Source organism: Methylobacterium sp. Leaf100, from assembly GCF_001422845.1.
GTDB lineage: Bacteria > Pseudomonadota > Alphaproteobacteria > Rhizobiales > Beijerinckiaceae > Methylobacterium.
In genome coordinates, this window is the sequence record NZ_LMMW01000045.1 from 31871 (window position 1) to 47289 (window position 15419).

At 68.4% G+C, this 15419-nt stretch carries 16 protein-coding genes; 5 read left to right on the top strand and 11 right to left on the bottom strand.

Translation table 11 applies throughout. The features are described from left to right. Positions 1–18: 18 nt before the first annotated feature. The 8 genes from atpC to ASF25_RS16220 form a co-directional block, all read right to left on the bottom strand. A complete protein-coding gene (gene atpC / locus ASF25_RS16185) occupies positions 19–420 on the bottom strand; it encodes an ATP synthase F1 subunit epsilon (protein WP_056173659.1) in 402 nt (133 codons plus the stop codon). 77 nt (positions 421–497) lie between these two features. Then, entirely contained in the window at positions 498–746 is a 249-nt protein-coding gene (locus ASF25_RS16190) for a hypothetical protein (protein WP_056305893.1), read from the bottom strand. A gap of 2 nt (positions 747–748) precedes the next feature. Further along, positions 749–2209: a F0F1 ATP synthase subunit beta gene (atpD, locus tag ASF25_RS16195; protein WP_056173653.1), complete on the bottom strand. Its 1461-nt coding sequence runs from the start codon at positions 2207–2209 to the stop codon at positions 749–751. A gap of 45 nt (positions 2210–2254) precedes the next feature. Next, positions 2255–3130 (bottom strand): F0F1 ATP synthase subunit gamma, encoded by an 876-nt coding sequence (locus ASF25_RS16200; RefSeq protein ID WP_056173650.1) that lies wholly within the window; start codon positions 3128–3130, stop codon positions 2255–2257. Positions 3131–3241: 111 nt separating this feature from the next. After that, a complete protein-coding gene (gene atpA, locus ASF25_RS16205; protein WP_056173645.1) occupies positions 3242–4771 on the bottom strand; it encodes a F0F1 ATP synthase subunit alpha in 1530 nt (509 codons plus the stop codon). Between the two features lie 69 nt (positions 4772–4840). Beyond that, positions 4841–5413 carry a F0F1 ATP synthase subunit delta gene (locus ASF25_RS16210; RefSeq protein ID WP_056305895.1) on the bottom strand — a complete coding sequence of 191 codons (573 nt, stop codon included), beginning with the start codon at positions 5411–5413 and terminating at the stop codon, positions 4841–4843. 301 nt (positions 5414–5714) lie between these two features. Further along, a complete protein-coding gene (locus ASF25_RS16215) occupies positions 5715–6404 on the bottom strand; it encodes a DsbA family protein (RefSeq protein WP_056305897.1) in 690 nt (229 codons plus the stop codon). Between the two features lie 66 nt (positions 6405–6470). Then, complete coding sequence (locus ASF25_RS16220; protein WP_056305899.1) at positions 6471–7100, bottom strand: 2-hydroxychromene-2-carboxylate isomerase; 630 nt, start codon at positions 7098–7100, stop codon at positions 6471–6473. A 178-nt stretch (positions 7101–7278) separates the two neighbouring features. Between ASF25_RS16220 and ASF25_RS16225 the strand changes: the two genes are divergently transcribed. Further along, positions 7279–8520, top strand: a complete 1242-nt coding sequence (locus ASF25_RS16225; protein ID WP_056174143.1) for an argininosuccinate synthase — start codon at positions 7279–7281, stop codon at positions 8518–8520. Between the two features lie 48 nt (positions 8521–8568). Here ASF25_RS16225 and ASF25_RS16230 read toward each other — a convergent pair whose 3' ends face one another. From ASF25_RS16230 to mtgA, 3 genes are all read right to left on the bottom strand, one after another. Beyond that, positions 8569–9135, bottom strand: a complete 567-nt coding sequence (locus tag ASF25_RS16230; protein WP_056305900.1) for a hypothetical protein — start codon at positions 9133–9135, stop codon at positions 8569–8571. A 32-nt stretch (positions 9136–9167) separates the two neighbouring features. Beyond that, a complete protein-coding gene (locus tag ASF25_RS16235; protein WP_244473064.1) occupies positions 9168–10208 on the bottom strand; it encodes a DUF4424 family protein in 1041 nt (346 codons plus the stop codon). A 151-nt stretch (positions 10209–10359) separates the two neighbouring features. Then, positions 10360–11073: a monofunctional biosynthetic peptidoglycan transglycosylase gene (gene mtgA, locus ASF25_RS16240; protein ID WP_244473074.1), complete on the bottom strand. Its 714-nt coding sequence runs from the start codon at positions 11071–11073 to the stop codon at positions 10360–10362. Positions 11074–11158: 85 nt separating this feature from the next. On the opposite strand from mtgA, the gene ASF25_RS16245 reads away from it, so the two are divergent. The 4 genes from ASF25_RS16245 to ASF25_RS16260 all read left to right on the top strand — a co-directional run bounded on the left by ASF25_RS16245 (position 11159) and on the right by ASF25_RS16260 (position 15346). Beyond that, the gene (locus ASF25_RS16245) at positions 11159–12121 is read left to right on the top strand and encodes a polyprenyl synthetase family protein (protein WP_056305902.1); all 963 of its coding nucleotides are present in this window, start codon (positions 11159–11161) and stop codon (positions 12119–12121) included. 85 nt (positions 12122–12206) lie between these two features. Continuing rightward, positions 12207–13313 carry a 3-isopropylmalate dehydrogenase gene (leuB, locus tag ASF25_RS16250; protein WP_056305904.1) on the top strand — a complete coding sequence of 369 codons (1107 nt, stop codon included), beginning with the start codon at positions 12207–12209 and terminating at the stop codon, positions 13311–13313. 107 nt (positions 13314–13420) lie between these two features. Continuing rightward, the gene (locus ASF25_RS16255; RefSeq protein WP_056305906.1) at positions 13421–14593 is read left to right on the top strand and encodes a transglycosylase SLT domain-containing protein; all 1173 of its coding nucleotides are present in this window, start codon (positions 13421–13423) and stop codon (positions 14591–14593) included. A gap of 213 nt (positions 14594–14806) precedes the next feature. After that, a complete protein-coding gene (locus tag ASF25_RS16260; protein ID WP_056306122.1) occupies positions 14807–15346 on the top strand; it encodes a response regulator in 540 nt (179 codons plus the stop codon). The last annotated feature ends 73 nt before the right edge of the window (positions 15347–15419 follow it).

A 15419-nucleotide genomic window follows, 5' to 3' on the forward strand; every position in this document is an offset into this window, starting at 1 on the left:
TTTCGGGCCGGTTCGACCTCAGAGCGCGAGGGCGACCTTTGCATCCTGAAGCTGGACGATCTGACCGTTGAGCTCGTCCTTCTTAGCAAAATCCGTGGTCGCGTCGCGCAGGAGTTCGACGGCGGCGATATCGCGGTCGAGGGATTCCGGTGTGATCTCCTCGAAGGGATTGGCCCGTTCGGCGATGACTGTGACGGAGGTCGGCCCGATATCGGCGAAACCGCCGCGTACGAGGACGCGCTTGCCGGCGTGGCCGGCCTCGTTGATCACGATGACGCCGACCTTCAGGGCGGTCAGCACCGGAGCATGGCCCGGCAGAACGGTCATCTCCCCCTCGATGCCGGGAAGCTGCACGGCCTCGATCGGGCCGGAATACACCGTCCGCTCGGGACCGACGAAATCGAACTGGAAGGTGGCCATGACGTCGCGAATCCCGGTTCGGGTGTGTCTGTCGTGCGGTACGGCGCGCGGCCCGGGGCCGTGCGCCGCAGAGGGTGTCAGGCCCGGCCGCGGCCGGCGACGAAGCCGACCCCGAGGCCGAGGGCCGCGCCGATCACCGCGAAGATGCCGATATGCTGCATCTGGCCGGTGGTCAGGGTGCCGCCGGACGTACCCGCTGGCTTGTCACCCTGAACTTCGAGGCTGAAATCCCCGATCTTGATTTCGGCGGCCTGGGGCCGGGTGAGGTACCCGGCCAGGGCGCCGACGACGAGACCGACGAGGAGAAGACCGATCTTGCTGTTCAAGATCAGGCCGCCGCCGCGATCTTCTTGGCCTTCTCCTTGGCGTCCTCGATGGTGCCGACCATGTAGAACGCCGCCTCCGGCAGATCGTCGTAGTCGCCGTTCACGAGGCCCTTGAAGCCCTTGATGGTGTCGGCCAGCGGGACCTGGATGCCGGGCGAGCCGGTGAAGATCTCGGCGACCGAGAAGGGTTGGGAGAAGAAGCGCTCGATCTTGCGGGCGCGGGCGACGGTGAGCTTGTCCTCTTCCGAGAGCTCGTCCATGCCCAGGATCGCGATGATGTCCTGCAGGGCCTTGTAGCGCTGCAGGGTCTGCTGGACCTGACGCGCTACCGCGTAATGCTCCTCGCCGAGAACGGCGGGGTTGAGCATGCGCGAGGTCGAGTCGAGCGGATCCACGGCCGGGTAGATGCCCTTCTCGGCGATGGAGCGGGACAGCACGGTCGTCGCGTCCAGGTGGGCGAACGAGGCGGCAGGCGCCGGATCGGTCAGATCGTCGGCCGGCACGTAGATGGCCTGCACCGAGGTGATCGAGCCCTTGGTGGTGGTGGTGATGCGCTCCTGCAGGGCGCCCATGTCGGTGGCGAGCGTCGGCTGGTAGCCCACGGCGGACGGGATGCGGCCGAGCAGCGCCGACACTTCCGAGCCGGCCTGGGTGAAGCGGAAGATGTTGTCCACGAAGAACAGCACGTCCTGGCCCTGGTCGCGGAAGTCTTCGGCGATGGTCAGACCCGTGAGGGCGACGCGCGAGCGGGCGCCGGGGGACTCGTTCATCTGGCCGTATACGAGGGCGCACTTGGAGCCTTCGGCCGAGCCGTTGTTCTCCTTCGGGTCCATGTTGACCTTGGACTCGATCATCTCGTGGTAGAGATCGTTGCCCTCGCGGGTGCGCTCGCCGACGCCGGCGAACACCGAATAGCCCGAGTGCACCTTGGCGATGTTGTTGATCAGCTCCATGATCAGCACGGTCTTGCCGACGCCGGCGCCGCCGAACAGGCCGATCTTGCCGCCCTTGGCGTAGGGAGCAAGAAGATCGACCACCTTGATGCCGGTGACGAGGATCTGCGACTCGGTGGACTGCTCGGCGTAGGACGGCGCGGGCTGGTGGATGGCGCGCAGGGTCTCGGAGACGATCGGGCCGGCCTCGTCGATGGGCTCGCCGATGACGTTCATGATTCGGCCGAGGGTATTGAAGCCCACGGGCACCTTGATGGCCTCGCCGGTGTCGGTGACTTCCTGGCCGCGCACGAGGCCTTCCGACGTGTCCATGGCGACGCAGCGCACGGTGCTCTCACCGAGCTGCATGGCGACTTCGAGGACGAGACGGTTGCCGTTGTTCTTGGTCTCGAGGGCGTTCAGGATCTCGGGCAGGTGGCCGTCGAAATGCACGTCGACCACGGGGCCGATGACCTGGGTGATCTTGCCGACCTTGTTGGAGCCGGCGCCGGGGGTAGCGGTGTTCGCCATGATACGGGTCCTTCGACGATGTTGCGGTCAGGGTGCCGGAGCGGCCTAGAGGGCCTCGGCGCCCGAGATGATTTCGATGAGTTCCTTGGTGATCATGGCCTGACGCGTACGGTTGTAGATCTGCGTCTGCTTCTTGATCATCTCGCCGGCGTTGCGCGTGGCCGAATCCATGGCACCCGTGCGGGCTCCCTGCTCGGAGGCGGCGTTCTCAAGGAGCGCCCGGAACACCTGCACCGTGAGGTTGCGCGGCAGCAGGGTGTCGAGGATGGCCTCCTCGCTCGGCTCGAACTGCAGGGCGGCGTCCGGGGCCGTGGCACCGGTCTCGGGCAGTTCCGCCGGGATCAGCTTCTGGGCGGTCGGAACCTGGGCGATCACCGAGCGGAAGCGCGAGTAGAACAGCGTCGCCACATCGAACTCGCCGGCCTCGAAACGGGCGATGACGCTGTCGGCGATCTCGGCGGCGAATTCGTAATCCACCGGCTTGTTGCCGCGCAGATCGCGGTTCTCGATGATCTGGTCGCGGTACTGGCGGCGCAGGAGGTCGTAGCCCTTCTTGCCGACGGTGACGATCTTCACCGTCTTGCCCTCGGCGGTGAGCCGGCGGATGTGCTCGCGGGCTAGACGCACGATCGACGAGTTGAAGCCGCCGCACAGGCCTCGATCGGCCGTGCAGACGATGAGGAGGTGGGTCTTCTCCGAGCCGGTGCCCGAGAGCAGCTTCGGACCCTGGACGCCGCCGACGAGGTTGGCGGCCAAGTTGCCGAGCACCTGGGACATCTTCTCTGCGTAGGGACGCGCGCTCTCGGCGGCCATTTGGGCGCGCCGCAGCTTGGCGGCGGCGACCATCTGCATGGCCTTGGTGATCTTCTGCGTGCCCTTCACCGAAGCGATGCGGTTACGCAGATCCTTCAAACTCGCCATGGGGTGACTTCCAGATCCATCCGCTGCGGCTCAAGGCGAGGTATCCGGCCTTCCGGATACCTCGCTTACACTGACGTTCGGCCGATCATCTGCGGATCGGCCGAGGGTCCTTCAGGCTAACGACTTGGCCACGGCCTCGACGACGCCCTTCAGCGTCTTGGCGCTGTCGTCGGACAGATCCTTCGAGTCGCGGATCTTGGCGAGCAGATCGGCGTGCTTGGTGCGCAGGGTCGAGAGCAAGGCGTCCTCGAACGGACGGACCTTCGAGACCGGCAGGGCGTCGAGGTAGCCGTTGACGCCGGCATAGATCACAGCGACCTGCTCTTCCATCTTCAGCGGCGAGAACTGCGGCTGCTTCAGGAGCTCGGTGAGGCGCGAGCCGCGATTCAGGAGCTTCTGGGTCGAGGCGTCCAGATCCGAGCCGAACTGCGCGAAGGCGGCCATCTCGCGGTACTGCGCGAGCTCGCCCTTGATCTTGCCGGCGACCTTCTTCATCGCCTTCGTCTGGGCCGAGGAGCCCACGCGCGAGACCGAGAGGCCGACGTTCACCGCCGGGCGGATGCCCTGGTAGAACAGGTCGGTCTCGAGGAAGATCTGGCCGTCGGTGATCGAGATGACGTTGGTGGGGATGTAGGCCGAGACGTCGTTGGCCTGGGTCTCGATGACCGGAAGCGCGGTGAGCGAGCCGTTGCCGGCGGCGTCACCCATCTTGGCGGCGCGCTCGAGAAGCCGCGAATGCAGGTAGAACACGTCGCCGGGATAGGCCTCGCGACCCGGCGGGCGGCGCAGCAGAAGGGACATCTGACGGTAGGCCACGGCCTGCTTGGAGAGATCGTCGTACACGATCACGGCGTGCATGCCGTTGTCGCGGAAGTACTCGCCCATGGCGCAGCCGGCGAAGGGCGCGATGAACTGCATCGGTGCCGCGTCCGACGCAGTTGCGGCGATGACGATGGAGTATTCGAGTGCGCCGTTGTCCTCGAGGGACTTCACGAACTGGGCGACGGTGGAGCGCTTCTGGCCGATGGCGACGTAGACGCAGTAGAGCTTGGCGTTCTCGTCGGTGCCCGCGTGGGCCGGCTTCTGGTTCAGGATGGTGTCGAGGGCGATGGCGGTCTTGCCGGTCTGGCGATCACCGATGATCAGCTCGCGCTGGCCGCGGCCGACGGGGATCAGCGCGTCGATAGCCTTGAGGCCGGTGGCCATCGGCTCGTGCACGGATTTCCGCGGGATGATGCCCGGGGCCTTCACGTCGACGCGGCGACGCTCGGTGGTGGCGATGGGGCCCTTGCCGTCGATGGGGTTGCCCAGTGCGTCGACGACGCGGCCGAGCAGCGCCTTGCCGACGGGCACGTCCACGATGGCGCCCGTGCGCTTGACGGTCTGGCCTTCCTTGATGTCGCGATCGGACCCGAAGATCACGATGCCGACGTTGTCCTGCTCGAGGTTGAGGGCCATGCCGCGCACGCCCGACTCGAACTCGACCATCTCGCCGGCCTGGACGCTGTCGAGGCCATAGGCGCGGGCGATGCCGTCACCGACGGACAGGACCTGGCCCACCTCGGAGACTTCGGCTTCCTGGCCGAAATTCTTGATCTGATCCTTCAGGATCGCGGAGATCTCGGCGGCGCGGATATCCATCGTCGGGCCTCTTGTCGTTGATTGATTGAATGGGGTGGAGAACGGGAGCGGGGGAACCCTGACGGGTTCTTACCGGGCTTCCCGCATCGCGAGGCGAATACCGTTGAGCTTGGTCCGCAGGGAAGCGTCCACCATGCGGCTGCCGATCTTGACCACGAGGCCGCCGATCAGGCTGGGGTCGATCCTGAGGTCGAGGTCGATCTCGGCGCGGGCGACATCGCGCAAGCTGGCCTTGATCTCCTCGACGACGGCGTCGGAGGGGCGCTCGGCGACGGTGACCTCGGCGCGGACGATGCCCTTGGATCCACGGACCAGCACACGGAACGCGCGGATCATGTCCGGCAGGGCGAACAGGCGGCGGTTGGCGGCGGCGAGGCGGATGAAGTTCGCACCGAGACCGGTGATGCCCGCCTTGTCGAGCACGGCGCCGATGGCGGCCTCCTGCTCGGCTCCGGAGAAAACCGGGCTGCGCACGAGACGGCGCAGATCCGCGCTCTCGTTGAGCAGGCCGCCGAAGCGCTCCAGGCTCTCCGCCACGCCATCGACATTGCGCTCGTCGCGCGCCAGCTCGAACAGGGCCGACGCATAGCGCGCCGCCACGCCTGCAACCGGGGAAGCCGCCTCGGAACCGTTCTGCGCCACGCGCCGCTCTCTCTTCAATCCGGCCCTAGGGTTTCGGCCACCGCGTGCCGTATCCGGCGCAGGTTTGCGAAACCGTCAGGATTGGGAACGTGCCGGTCTGCGCGGGTCATGGAAAAACCCGCCCTTCCGGCGCGGCGAGGGCCTAGCATGCGGGTTCTAGGGGCGCAAGACGATCGGCCACGCCGACACGGGACAGCCCGTCGAGGGGGTTGCGCGCCCGATCGGGGCACGGCCGCTCGTGCGACGCAGCAGCGTCTCGAACACGCGGTCGCGCCGAACGGTGGCGAAGGTGAGGCGGGCGTCAGCAGGCGATCCGGTCGCAACGCCGCGTGGCCGCGATCATCCGGGCCAGGGACTTAGCGCCGGGATGCCCGAGGAGGCCCGTGTTGCCGAGCACGTAGGACGGTGTGGCGGCAAGCCCGAGATCGGCCGCCATCCGCATCTGGGCCTTCAGGGCGAGGCGGACTTCCTCGCTGTCGCCGATGGTCTCCAGCTCGGCGGACGGCACGCCGAGCTTGGCCGCGGCCTTGAGGGCGCCGGTACCGTCGATGGTGCCGCGTCCGGCGAGAAGGATTCGGTACAGGCTCCATGCGGCGGCCGAGCCGAGCCGGCGTTGCACGGCCAGCACCACCTTGGCGGCCTGGGCCGATTGGGGCGCGAGGATCGGATTGTTGACGAGGCCGATGCGCAGGGTGGAATCGCTCTCCGCCAGCGAAACCATGTCGGAGGCGGCCTTTCGGCAGTACGGGCAATTGTAGTCGAAGAACTCGTACAGGGTCGTCTCGGCCTCGGCGGGCCCGATATAGGTCACCCCCTTCAGGCCCGGAATCTCGCCGACGATCTCGCCGGGCAGGCGCATGTTGGCGACGGGGCGGCCCTCGTCGCTGTCGACCTTGTAGGTCTGGCCGTAGCCCTGGGCGAACGCCCGACCGGCGCCCGCGAGGCCGATGGCGGCGGTGGAGGCGAGAAAATGCCGACGGTCGAAGCGCATGGGGCGGCCCGGGATCGAGGAGAGGTCGGGCCGGGTTCTAATCCCGATCGGCTCGGGGCGAAACGCCTACTCCCGCATGGCCCCGGGCCGGTCGCCCGCCGCCCAGGCGAGCGCCTGCTCGAGGCGGTCGTTGCCCCAGAACAATTCGCCGTCGCCGGTGAGGAAGGTCGGTGCGCCGAAGATCCCGCGTGAGCGCGCTTCCTCGCCGTTGACGCGCAGGCGCCCCTTGTTCGTTTCCGATGCCGCCTGCTTGAGGATGATCGTCCCGTCGAGGCCGAGGCCGTTGAGCAGGGCGACCACGGCGGGCGGTTCGGCGATGGACTGTCCGCGCGCGAATTCGGCCTCGTAGACCGCCTTCGAGAACGGCACGAGCCAGTCGTGGTCCATGCCGTAGGTGGCGGCCCGCGTGGCGCTGAGGCTGTTCTGCGGGAACGGATCGGGACGCGTCACCGGCGGCAGGCCGATCCGGGCGGCCTCGCGCTCCACGTCGCGCCACATGTTGCGACCCTTGGCCGGGTAGAGGTTGAACGGTGATGAGTTCCAGCCCTGGGCGGCGAAGATCGGCCCGACGAGGAAGGGCCGCCAGCGCACCTCGACACCGGCCGCGTCCGCGAGGGCGTCGATCCGCAGGGCCGAGAGATAGGAATAGGTGGATGCGAACTCGTACCAGAATTCGAGGGTCGGCCGGCGCGGCATACGTCGAATCTCCGGATTCTCTGGAAGCGGCCAGATTGGCCCCTGGGAGCGACGGGGGCAAGGTCGCCTGGGCCACTGTCACGCTGACGAACGCGTCGGCGGCACGGCGGTTGCACCGTCCATCGCTCCGCTGATAAGCCGCGCTATACGCCCGATGTCCGAACCCGAAGCGAGTCCGATGCCAGACGCGAACCCGAAGCCCGTCAACAAGGTCGTGCTAGCCTATTCGGGCGGTCTCGACACCTCGATCATCCTGAAGTGGCTGCAGACCACCTATGGCTGCGAGGTCATCACCTTCACGGCCGATCTCGGCCAGGGCGAGGAACTGGAGCCGGCGCGCAAGAAGGCCGAGCTCCTCGGCATCAAGCCCGAGAACATCTTCATCGAGGATCTGCGCGAGGAGTTCGTGCGGGACTACGTCTTCCCGATGTTTCGCGCCAACGCGGTCTACGAGGGGGTCTATCTCCTCGGCACCTCCATCGCCCGGCCGCTGATCGCGAAGAAGCAGATCGAGATCGCCGAGCGCCTCGGCGCGGATGCCGTCTGTCACGGCGCCACCGGCAAGGGCAACGATCAGGTGCGGTTCGAGCTCGGCTATTATGCGCTCAAGCCCGACGTGACCGTCATCGCCCCGTGGCGTGAGTGGGACCTGAAGAGCCGCGAGCAGCTCATCGCCTTCGCCGAACAGCACCAGATCCCGATCTCGAAGGACAAGCGCGGCGAGAGCCCGTTCTCGGTGGACGCCAACCTCCTGCACGCCTCCTCCGAGGGCAAGGTGCTCGAGGATCCCGCCGACGAGGTGCCGGACTACGTCTATTCCCGCACGCTGTCGCCGGAAGAGGCGCCCGATACCCCCACCATCGTCACCATCGGCTTCGAGAAGGGCGACGCCGTCTCCATCGACGGCGAGGCGCTGTCGCCAGCCTCGCTGCTCGCCAAGCTCAACCAGCTCGGCCACGACAACGGCATCGGCCGCCTCGATCTCGTGGAGAACCGCTTCGTCGGCATGAAGAGCCGCGGCATGTACGAGACGCCGGGCGGCACCATCCTGCTGCCGGCCCACCGCGCCATCGAGTCGATCACCCTCGACCGGGGTGCGGCGCACCTCAAGGACCAGATCATGCCGCAATATGCGGAGCTGATCTACAACGGCTTCTGGTTCTCACCGGAGCGGGAAATGCTCCAGGCCCTCATCGACAAGAGCCAGGAGATGGTCACCGGCGAGGTCCGGCTGAAGCTCTACAAGGGCGGCATCCACGTGATCGGCCGCACCAGCCCGAACTCACTCTACGATCAGGACCTCGTCACCTTCGAGGAAGGGGCCGTGGCCTACGATCACCGCGACGCGGCGGGCTTCATCAAGCTCAATGCCCTGCGCCTGCGCACCCTCGCCCAGCGCAAGAAGAAGCTCGGCGCCTGATCCTCCGCACCCTCCCCCGTCTCGGGGGAGGGCTTTTCGGACCGATCGTCAGGCCGAGACCCAGTCGGTCGCGCCCCGCCGGAACATCCCCGGTCCGAGATCGGCGTACCGCAAAAAGATCTGCAGGGCCGGCTGCATCTCGTGGTGCAGGACCGGCGGCTCCGAGGCGGTGCCGTAGGGCCGGGCTACGTCGATGGCCGGCACGTCGCGGGCCGTGTCCCACACCACGTTCAGGGCCTGCACCAGGGCGATATGCTCGGCTGTGATGTCGAAGGTGACGTGCTCCGGCGTCTCGCCGGTGGTCTCGTCGCGGAACACGTCGCCGACATCGGCCGAATCGAGCTTGGCCAGGGTGTTGTGATAGGCGTAGCGCCCCGGTTTGAGGACCGCGTTCGCGCAGAACACCGCCAGCCCGTCGCCGAGGGTCCGGTGCTCCTCGTCCGCGCCGTCGTCGTCGCCGGTGACATTGAAGATGTCGCCGTCCCGATCCGTGCTGCCGTAGGGCGCGTCCGGATGGACGATGGGGGCGCCGCTCCCCTCCCGGTTCCAGGCCACCACCATCCGGCGGATCAGCGCGATGCGCTCCAGGGTGAGTTCGAAGGTCGGCTCGGTCATCGCGTGTCTCTCTGGAAGCGTTCCTGCCTCCTCTAACGGATGCCGAGCGCCTCCGCATCCGGCGAGACGTAGAGCACCCTCAGATCGGCATCGGGTACGAAGTCGGTGGCGGTGAAGGCGAAGGTCGTGGGGCCGGTCTTGACGAGGCCGTTTCGGCACAGGCTCACCAGAGTCTTGGGATGCCCCTTGTCGACGGTGAGCGCGAAAGTCCCGATGGTGCCGGCCCAGTTGCGTGCCGTGGTGACGATGTAGGGGACCACCACGGCGCGGACGACGGCGTTCGGGCCTCCGCCCGCATCGACCGGCTTCGCCCCCGCGGCGGCGATGATCCGGCGCAGCCCCGCCGCCCCCGCATCGTCGAGGCAGTAGCGGGCGCGGAAAGCCTGGTCCTTGAGGTCGCTCTCGCCGATCAGCAGACTGCCGTTGACCGGTCGGTAGACGTGCTCGACGACGAGGTCGCGCCCCGGCGGAAACGTCTGGTCCCAATGGAATTTCGCTTCGCTGCGCCAGAGGCCCTCGCCCATCTCGGCTGCCTCCGGAATCAGCTTGGCGGCGACGAGTTCGGCCCGTGCGGGCCGCGACAGGTTGGCCAGCGCCTTGGCGAGGTCGTCGCGCCGCATGGGGTTGAGGGGAATGGCGTGCTTGCGCAGGAGATCGCCGACCTCGCGGTCCCCGAGGAAGGCGCGCTCCTCGAGTTGCGGGGTCAGGGGTATGCCGTCCACCGCCACCGTGAAGCCGACGAAGTTGGCGCTCGATTCATCGGGCAGATCCTGGGCCGAAAAAGAGAGTTCGGCGCCATCGATGGGGGGCAGCGGGAAGGCCACCCGCACGGTGCGGGGGCTCGCCGAGCGATTGCGGAAGACGTAGCGCACGGTGATTCGTTCGAGGCCGATGCGCAGATCCTCGCGAACGAGACCGATGTCTCGGTCCTTCACCAGGACGAGACCGCCGGCGTCGAGTTCCGCCGCGCTGTCGTTCGCCCGGGCGGGCGAGACCGAGACCGATGTGAACAGGTTCGCCGACAGGAGGACGGCCGCAACGCGGAGGGATGGGCGTGGGAGCATGCGGAGCATGGCGTGCGATCGTCCGGAATCGAGGCCGGCGCCGAATCACCGGGCGGATCGCGATATCACGTCGGCCGCATCGAGAAATCCTCAAACGCGGGTCACGAACCGCGACGGCGTTTCCCGCCGCCGCCTCCGCGCCCTGGGTGTCGAGGTGGGGCTATCGTTTGAGGCAGCCCATCAGCCCGCCCACCCCGTTCATGCGCGCCTGGATGCGAGCGGCCGCCGCGCGAACGCCGCGCGACGGCAGGGCCGGGTTTCGCAGGATCGGATTGGGCAGCACCGCCGCGAGCAGGGCCGCCTCCGCGCGCGTCAGGTCGCGCGCGGGTTTGCCGAACCAGCGCTGTGCCGCGGCTTCGGCTCCGAACACCCCCTCGCCCCACTCGGCGACGTTGAGGTAGACCTCGAGCATCCGGCGCTTGCCCCACAGGGCATCCGTCGCCAGGGCCAGGGGAATCTCGAGGCCCTTGCGCAGGACCGACCGCCCCGGCCACAGGAACACGTTCTTCACGGTCTGCATCGAGATCGTCGAGGCGCCGCGGCTCGGGCCTTCCTCGTCGTCGACCACGTCCCGAAGGGCGTTCCAATCGACGCCGCCATGCAGGCAGAACCGCTGGTCCTCCGAGGCGATCACCGCCTGGACGAGGTGGGGCGAGATCGCCGACAGGGCCACGGCCTGCCGGTCGACGGCCTTGAGGGCCGCCCATCGCCCGAGCATCAGGGTTGAGGGCGGGGTCACCGCGCTATAGACGAGCGCCATGACGAGCAGGAAACCCACCGCGAGGGCGGGCACCAGCAGCACGAGGCCGACGAGCCTGCGCAGGCCGCGGCCACGGGCCGGGCGTGCGGCTGCCTGGGGCGGCCTGCGCCGCAGGGGCCGCTCGGCACTCTCGGCCTCGTCCTGAATTCGAACCTCCTCCGCTCGCGCCACGCTCACACTTCCGAAGGCCCGCCCGACCATGACGTCAACGCAAGGATCTCACGCTTCGGTCAAGGCGGATGCCCCGGTCGACGCGTTTTCCCACAGGCTCGCCACGGTGGCCGACACCGTCGAGGCCTGGCTCGCCGACCGCCTGACCGCCGAGACGCAAGCCGGCGAGATCACCCGCCCCGTGCGCCTGATGGAGGCCATGCGCCACGCCGTGCTCGGCGGCGGCAAGCGCCTGCGCCCGTTCCTCGCCGTCGAGACCGCCCGCATGCTCGGCGGCCCCGAGGCCGGGGCGCTCGCCGCCGGCTCGGCCATCGAACTCGTGCATTGCTACTCCCTCGTCCACGACGACATGCCGGCCATGGACGACGACGACCTGCGGCGCGGCAAGCCGACCGTGCACAAGGCCTACGACGAGGCCACCGCGATCCTGGTCGGCGACGCGCTTCAAACTCTGGCCTTCGAAGTCCTGGCCGATTCGGCCTGGCAGCCCGATCCTGCCATCCGGGCCGATCTCGTACTCGGCCTCGCCAAGGCCTCGGGCCTCGGCGGCATGGTCGGCGGCCAGCTCCTCGATCTCGGGGCGGAAGGGCGCTTCGGAGCCGTCTCGCTCACCGTCGACGATACCTTGCAGCTCCAGGCCATGAAGACCGGCGCGATCCTGGCCTTCTCGGTGGAGGCCGGCGCCATCGTGGGCAGCGCGACGCCGGACCAGCGTCGCGCGCTCCTGCGCTACGGCCACGCCCTGGGTCAGGCCTTCCAGATCGCCGACGACATCCTCGACCGCGAAGCCTCGGCGGAAGCCATGGGCAAGGCGACGGGCAAGGACAAGGACGCCGGCAAGGCCACCCTCGTCGACCGCCTCGGCCTCGACGGCGCACGCGCGGAGTGCGACCGTCTCGTGGGCGTCTGCGAGGATGCGGTCTCGGCCTGGGGCGACAGGGCCCAGATCCTGCGGGACGCGGCGCGGTTCACCGTGGCGCGGAAGGTCTGAACACCCGCAACCCCAAATGCTGCGGCTCCGCCGCAGCCCATCGTACAGCGTCCGACGGGACGATGAACCCAGGCGAGTTGATCCCATGACCACCTACAAGCTCCTCCTCCTGCCCGGCGACGGCATCGGCCCCGAGGTGATGGCACAGGTCGAGACGGTGATCGGCTTCCTGGGGCAGGCCGGCATCGCGGCGTTCGAGACCGAGCACGACCTCGTCGGCGGCAGCGCCATCGACGCCCACGGCGTGGCGCTCACCGACGCGGCCCTCGCCCGGGCGGATGCGGCCGATGCGGTGCTGCTCGGCGCCGTCGGCGGTCCGAAATGGGCCGACGTCGCCTACGAGATCCGCCCCGAATCGGGCCTTCTCCGCCTGCGCAAGGATCTGGGCTTGTTCGCGAATCTGCGTCCGGCGATCTGCTACCCGGCGCTCGCCGACGCCTCCGCCCTCAAGCGCGAGCTCGTCGAGGGCCTCGACATCATGATCGTACGCGAGCTCACCGGCGGCGTGTACTTCGGGGAGCCGAAGGAGATCACCACCCTGCCCGACGGGTCGAAGCGCGCCGTCGACACCCAGGTCTACACCACGGGCGAGATCGAGCGCATCGCCCACGTCGCCTTCGATCTGGCGCGCAAGCGTTCGGGCCGGGTCGCCTCGGCCGAGAAGCACAACGTGATGAAGTCCGGCGTCCTGTGGAAGGAGGTCGTCACCCGTGTCCATGCCGAGTACACGGACGTGGCCCTGGAGCACGTGCTCGCCGACAATTGCGCCATGCAGCTCGTGCGCCGCCCGAAGCAGTACGACGTGCTCGTGACCGACAACCTGTTCGGCGACGTGCTCTCCGACGTGGCCGCCATGCTCACCGGGTCCCTGGGCATGCTGCCCTCGGCGTCGCTGGGCGCCGTCGATGACAAGGGTTCGCGAAAAGCCCTCTACGAGCCCGTGCACGGCTCGGCACCGGACATCGCCGGGCGCGACATCGCCAACCCCCTCGCGATGATCGGGTCGCTGGCCATGGCCCTGCGCTACTCGTTCGGCCTCGGTGAGGCGGCGGATCTCCTCGACGGCGCGATCACGGACGCCCTCGCCAATGGTGCCCGCACCCGGGACATCGCCGCCGAGGGCGCACAGGCGCTCGGCACCGCCGGGATGGGCGATGCCGTCGTGGCCGCCCTCAAGGCGCGCATCGCCTGAGGAAAACTCGGCCGCCACGGCTTCGCCACGAGCGGAGCCGTGTTGTCGCCACATCTGTCAAGTTAATCTCTCCCCGTAGTTACCAGCCGCGGGGACGAAGAGAGCACATGCAGGGTCGCACGGTCGGATCGTCACGGACTGCCCTCGCCAACGGTCCCGTCAAGGGTCCCCTCCGCGGTCGTTCCGCCGCGATCGTTTCGTCCCCCACTTCCGACGCCCTGACCCTCGGCGGCCGCGTCGGCCGCGAACACGGCAGCCGGGCGGCGCTGACGCGCTCCGTCCTCCTGGTGACGCTTCTCGTCGGTGGGCTCAGCGTGGCCCTCCTCAACGGGGTCGGTCCGGCCGGGTCCGGCCTCGGTGGCGTGGTTCAGTCGGCTCAGGCCATGACCACCGTGGCGATGCCCCGCCCGCGCGTTCAGATCGCCCCGCCCGCCATTCTCGGGACTCCTGCGAGCGTCCTCTCCGCGTCGTCCGCCTTCGCGCCGATCCACGACCTCGATACCGAACTCGGCTCCAACGCCGTCGACCGGGTCTCGTACGACTTCCTCATCACCGAAAGCGCGGTGGGCGATCCCAACGACGTCCTCGAGTTCGGCCCGATGAAGATCCGCCGCCACCTCGTGCAGAAGATCGTCCGCGCGGCCCAGGCCGTGCAGACCGACCCGGTGCTGCTCATGGCGGTGGCCGATAAGGAATCGAGCTTCAAGACCGAGGTGCAGGCCCAGACCTCCTCGGCCACCGGCCTGTTCCAGTTCATCGAGCGGACCTGGCTCGGCGTGGTGCGTGATTTCGGACCCAAGCACGGGCTGACGCAGGACGCCGCCCTCGTGACGACGGGCGACAACGGCCGCCCCGCCGTCGCCGATCCGGCCGAGCGCACCCGCATCCTCGAACTGCGCCGCGACCCCTACCTCTCCGCCCTCATGGCCGGTGAGATGCTCAAGCGCGACGCCGCCCGCATCGCCCTGCGCATCGGCCGCGACCTGTCGCTGGGGGAGGTCTATCTCGCCCACTTCCTCGGACCGGACGACGCCGAGGAGTTCCTCGCCACCGTTGCCGACAAGCCCAAGGCCGCCGCCGCCCAGATGCTGCCGGGGCCCGCGCGCGCCAACAAGACGATCTTCTTCGCGGCTCAGCGCGGACGCCGCAAGGCGACGAGCCTGTCCGTGGCCCAGGTTCACGAGAAGTTCGAGGCGATGATGAGCGCGCGCGGCGCCCGCTACCGGGATGTCCGCTCCGTGGCCGGCGTCATGGCCTATGCGGACGCCTCTGCGGACTGATCCGCGCCCGCATCGCGAAAGCACGATCGGATTTTCGGCAACCCAGCGTGCCCTCCCGGCTTTAATGTAGGTGTGTCCGACACTCGGCCCACCACGAGACCGTAACGCTGGAGGCTCCGCTTGGCCGATTTCGAGGCCGATACGAACGGCACGCCGCACCGTCGCGTGCCAGAGGGAGGTGTGTTCGGTCCCGCCGACACCCTGAGCCCGAGTCTGTCCCTCGACCGAATCGGTCAGGCCCTGGCCTCGTTCTACGACGATCTCATCGCCGAAGGGGTGCCTGAGCACTTGGCCGCCCTCGTGCGCCAGGTTCGCCAACCCGAGCCCGCCCCTGTCGTCCCTAACCCCATCGCCGGCAAGCCCACCTCCAAATCGGGCAAACTCGCCCTCGTGGTCGAGGATGACGCGACCACCCGGGCCCTGGCGGAGGCCTTGCTCGAGGAGACCGAGCTCGGTGTCGTGGGGTGCGACAGCGCCGAGGCGGCCATCGAGATCATGCGCACGCGTGGCGGCGACGTGTCCCTGGTGTTTGCCGACGTGCATCTGTCGGGCGTCATGGATGGGGTTCAGCTCGCGTCCGCCATCGCCCTGCTGTGGCCGATGACCCGGCTCGTCGTCACTTCGGGTCAGCGCACGCAGCGACCGGGTAGCCTCGCCCCTCAGGCTGTGTTCATCCCGAAGCCGTGGCGTCCGATGGACCTTCTTGGCGAGGCGGAGCGGGCCTGCGCCGAGCCGCAGCCGATCCTGCCCTGAGGGCAACCCCGCCTTTTGCATCGCACCATCTCGCTTGGGCGCACCTCTTGCATTAATCGAGGACGAGACCGCG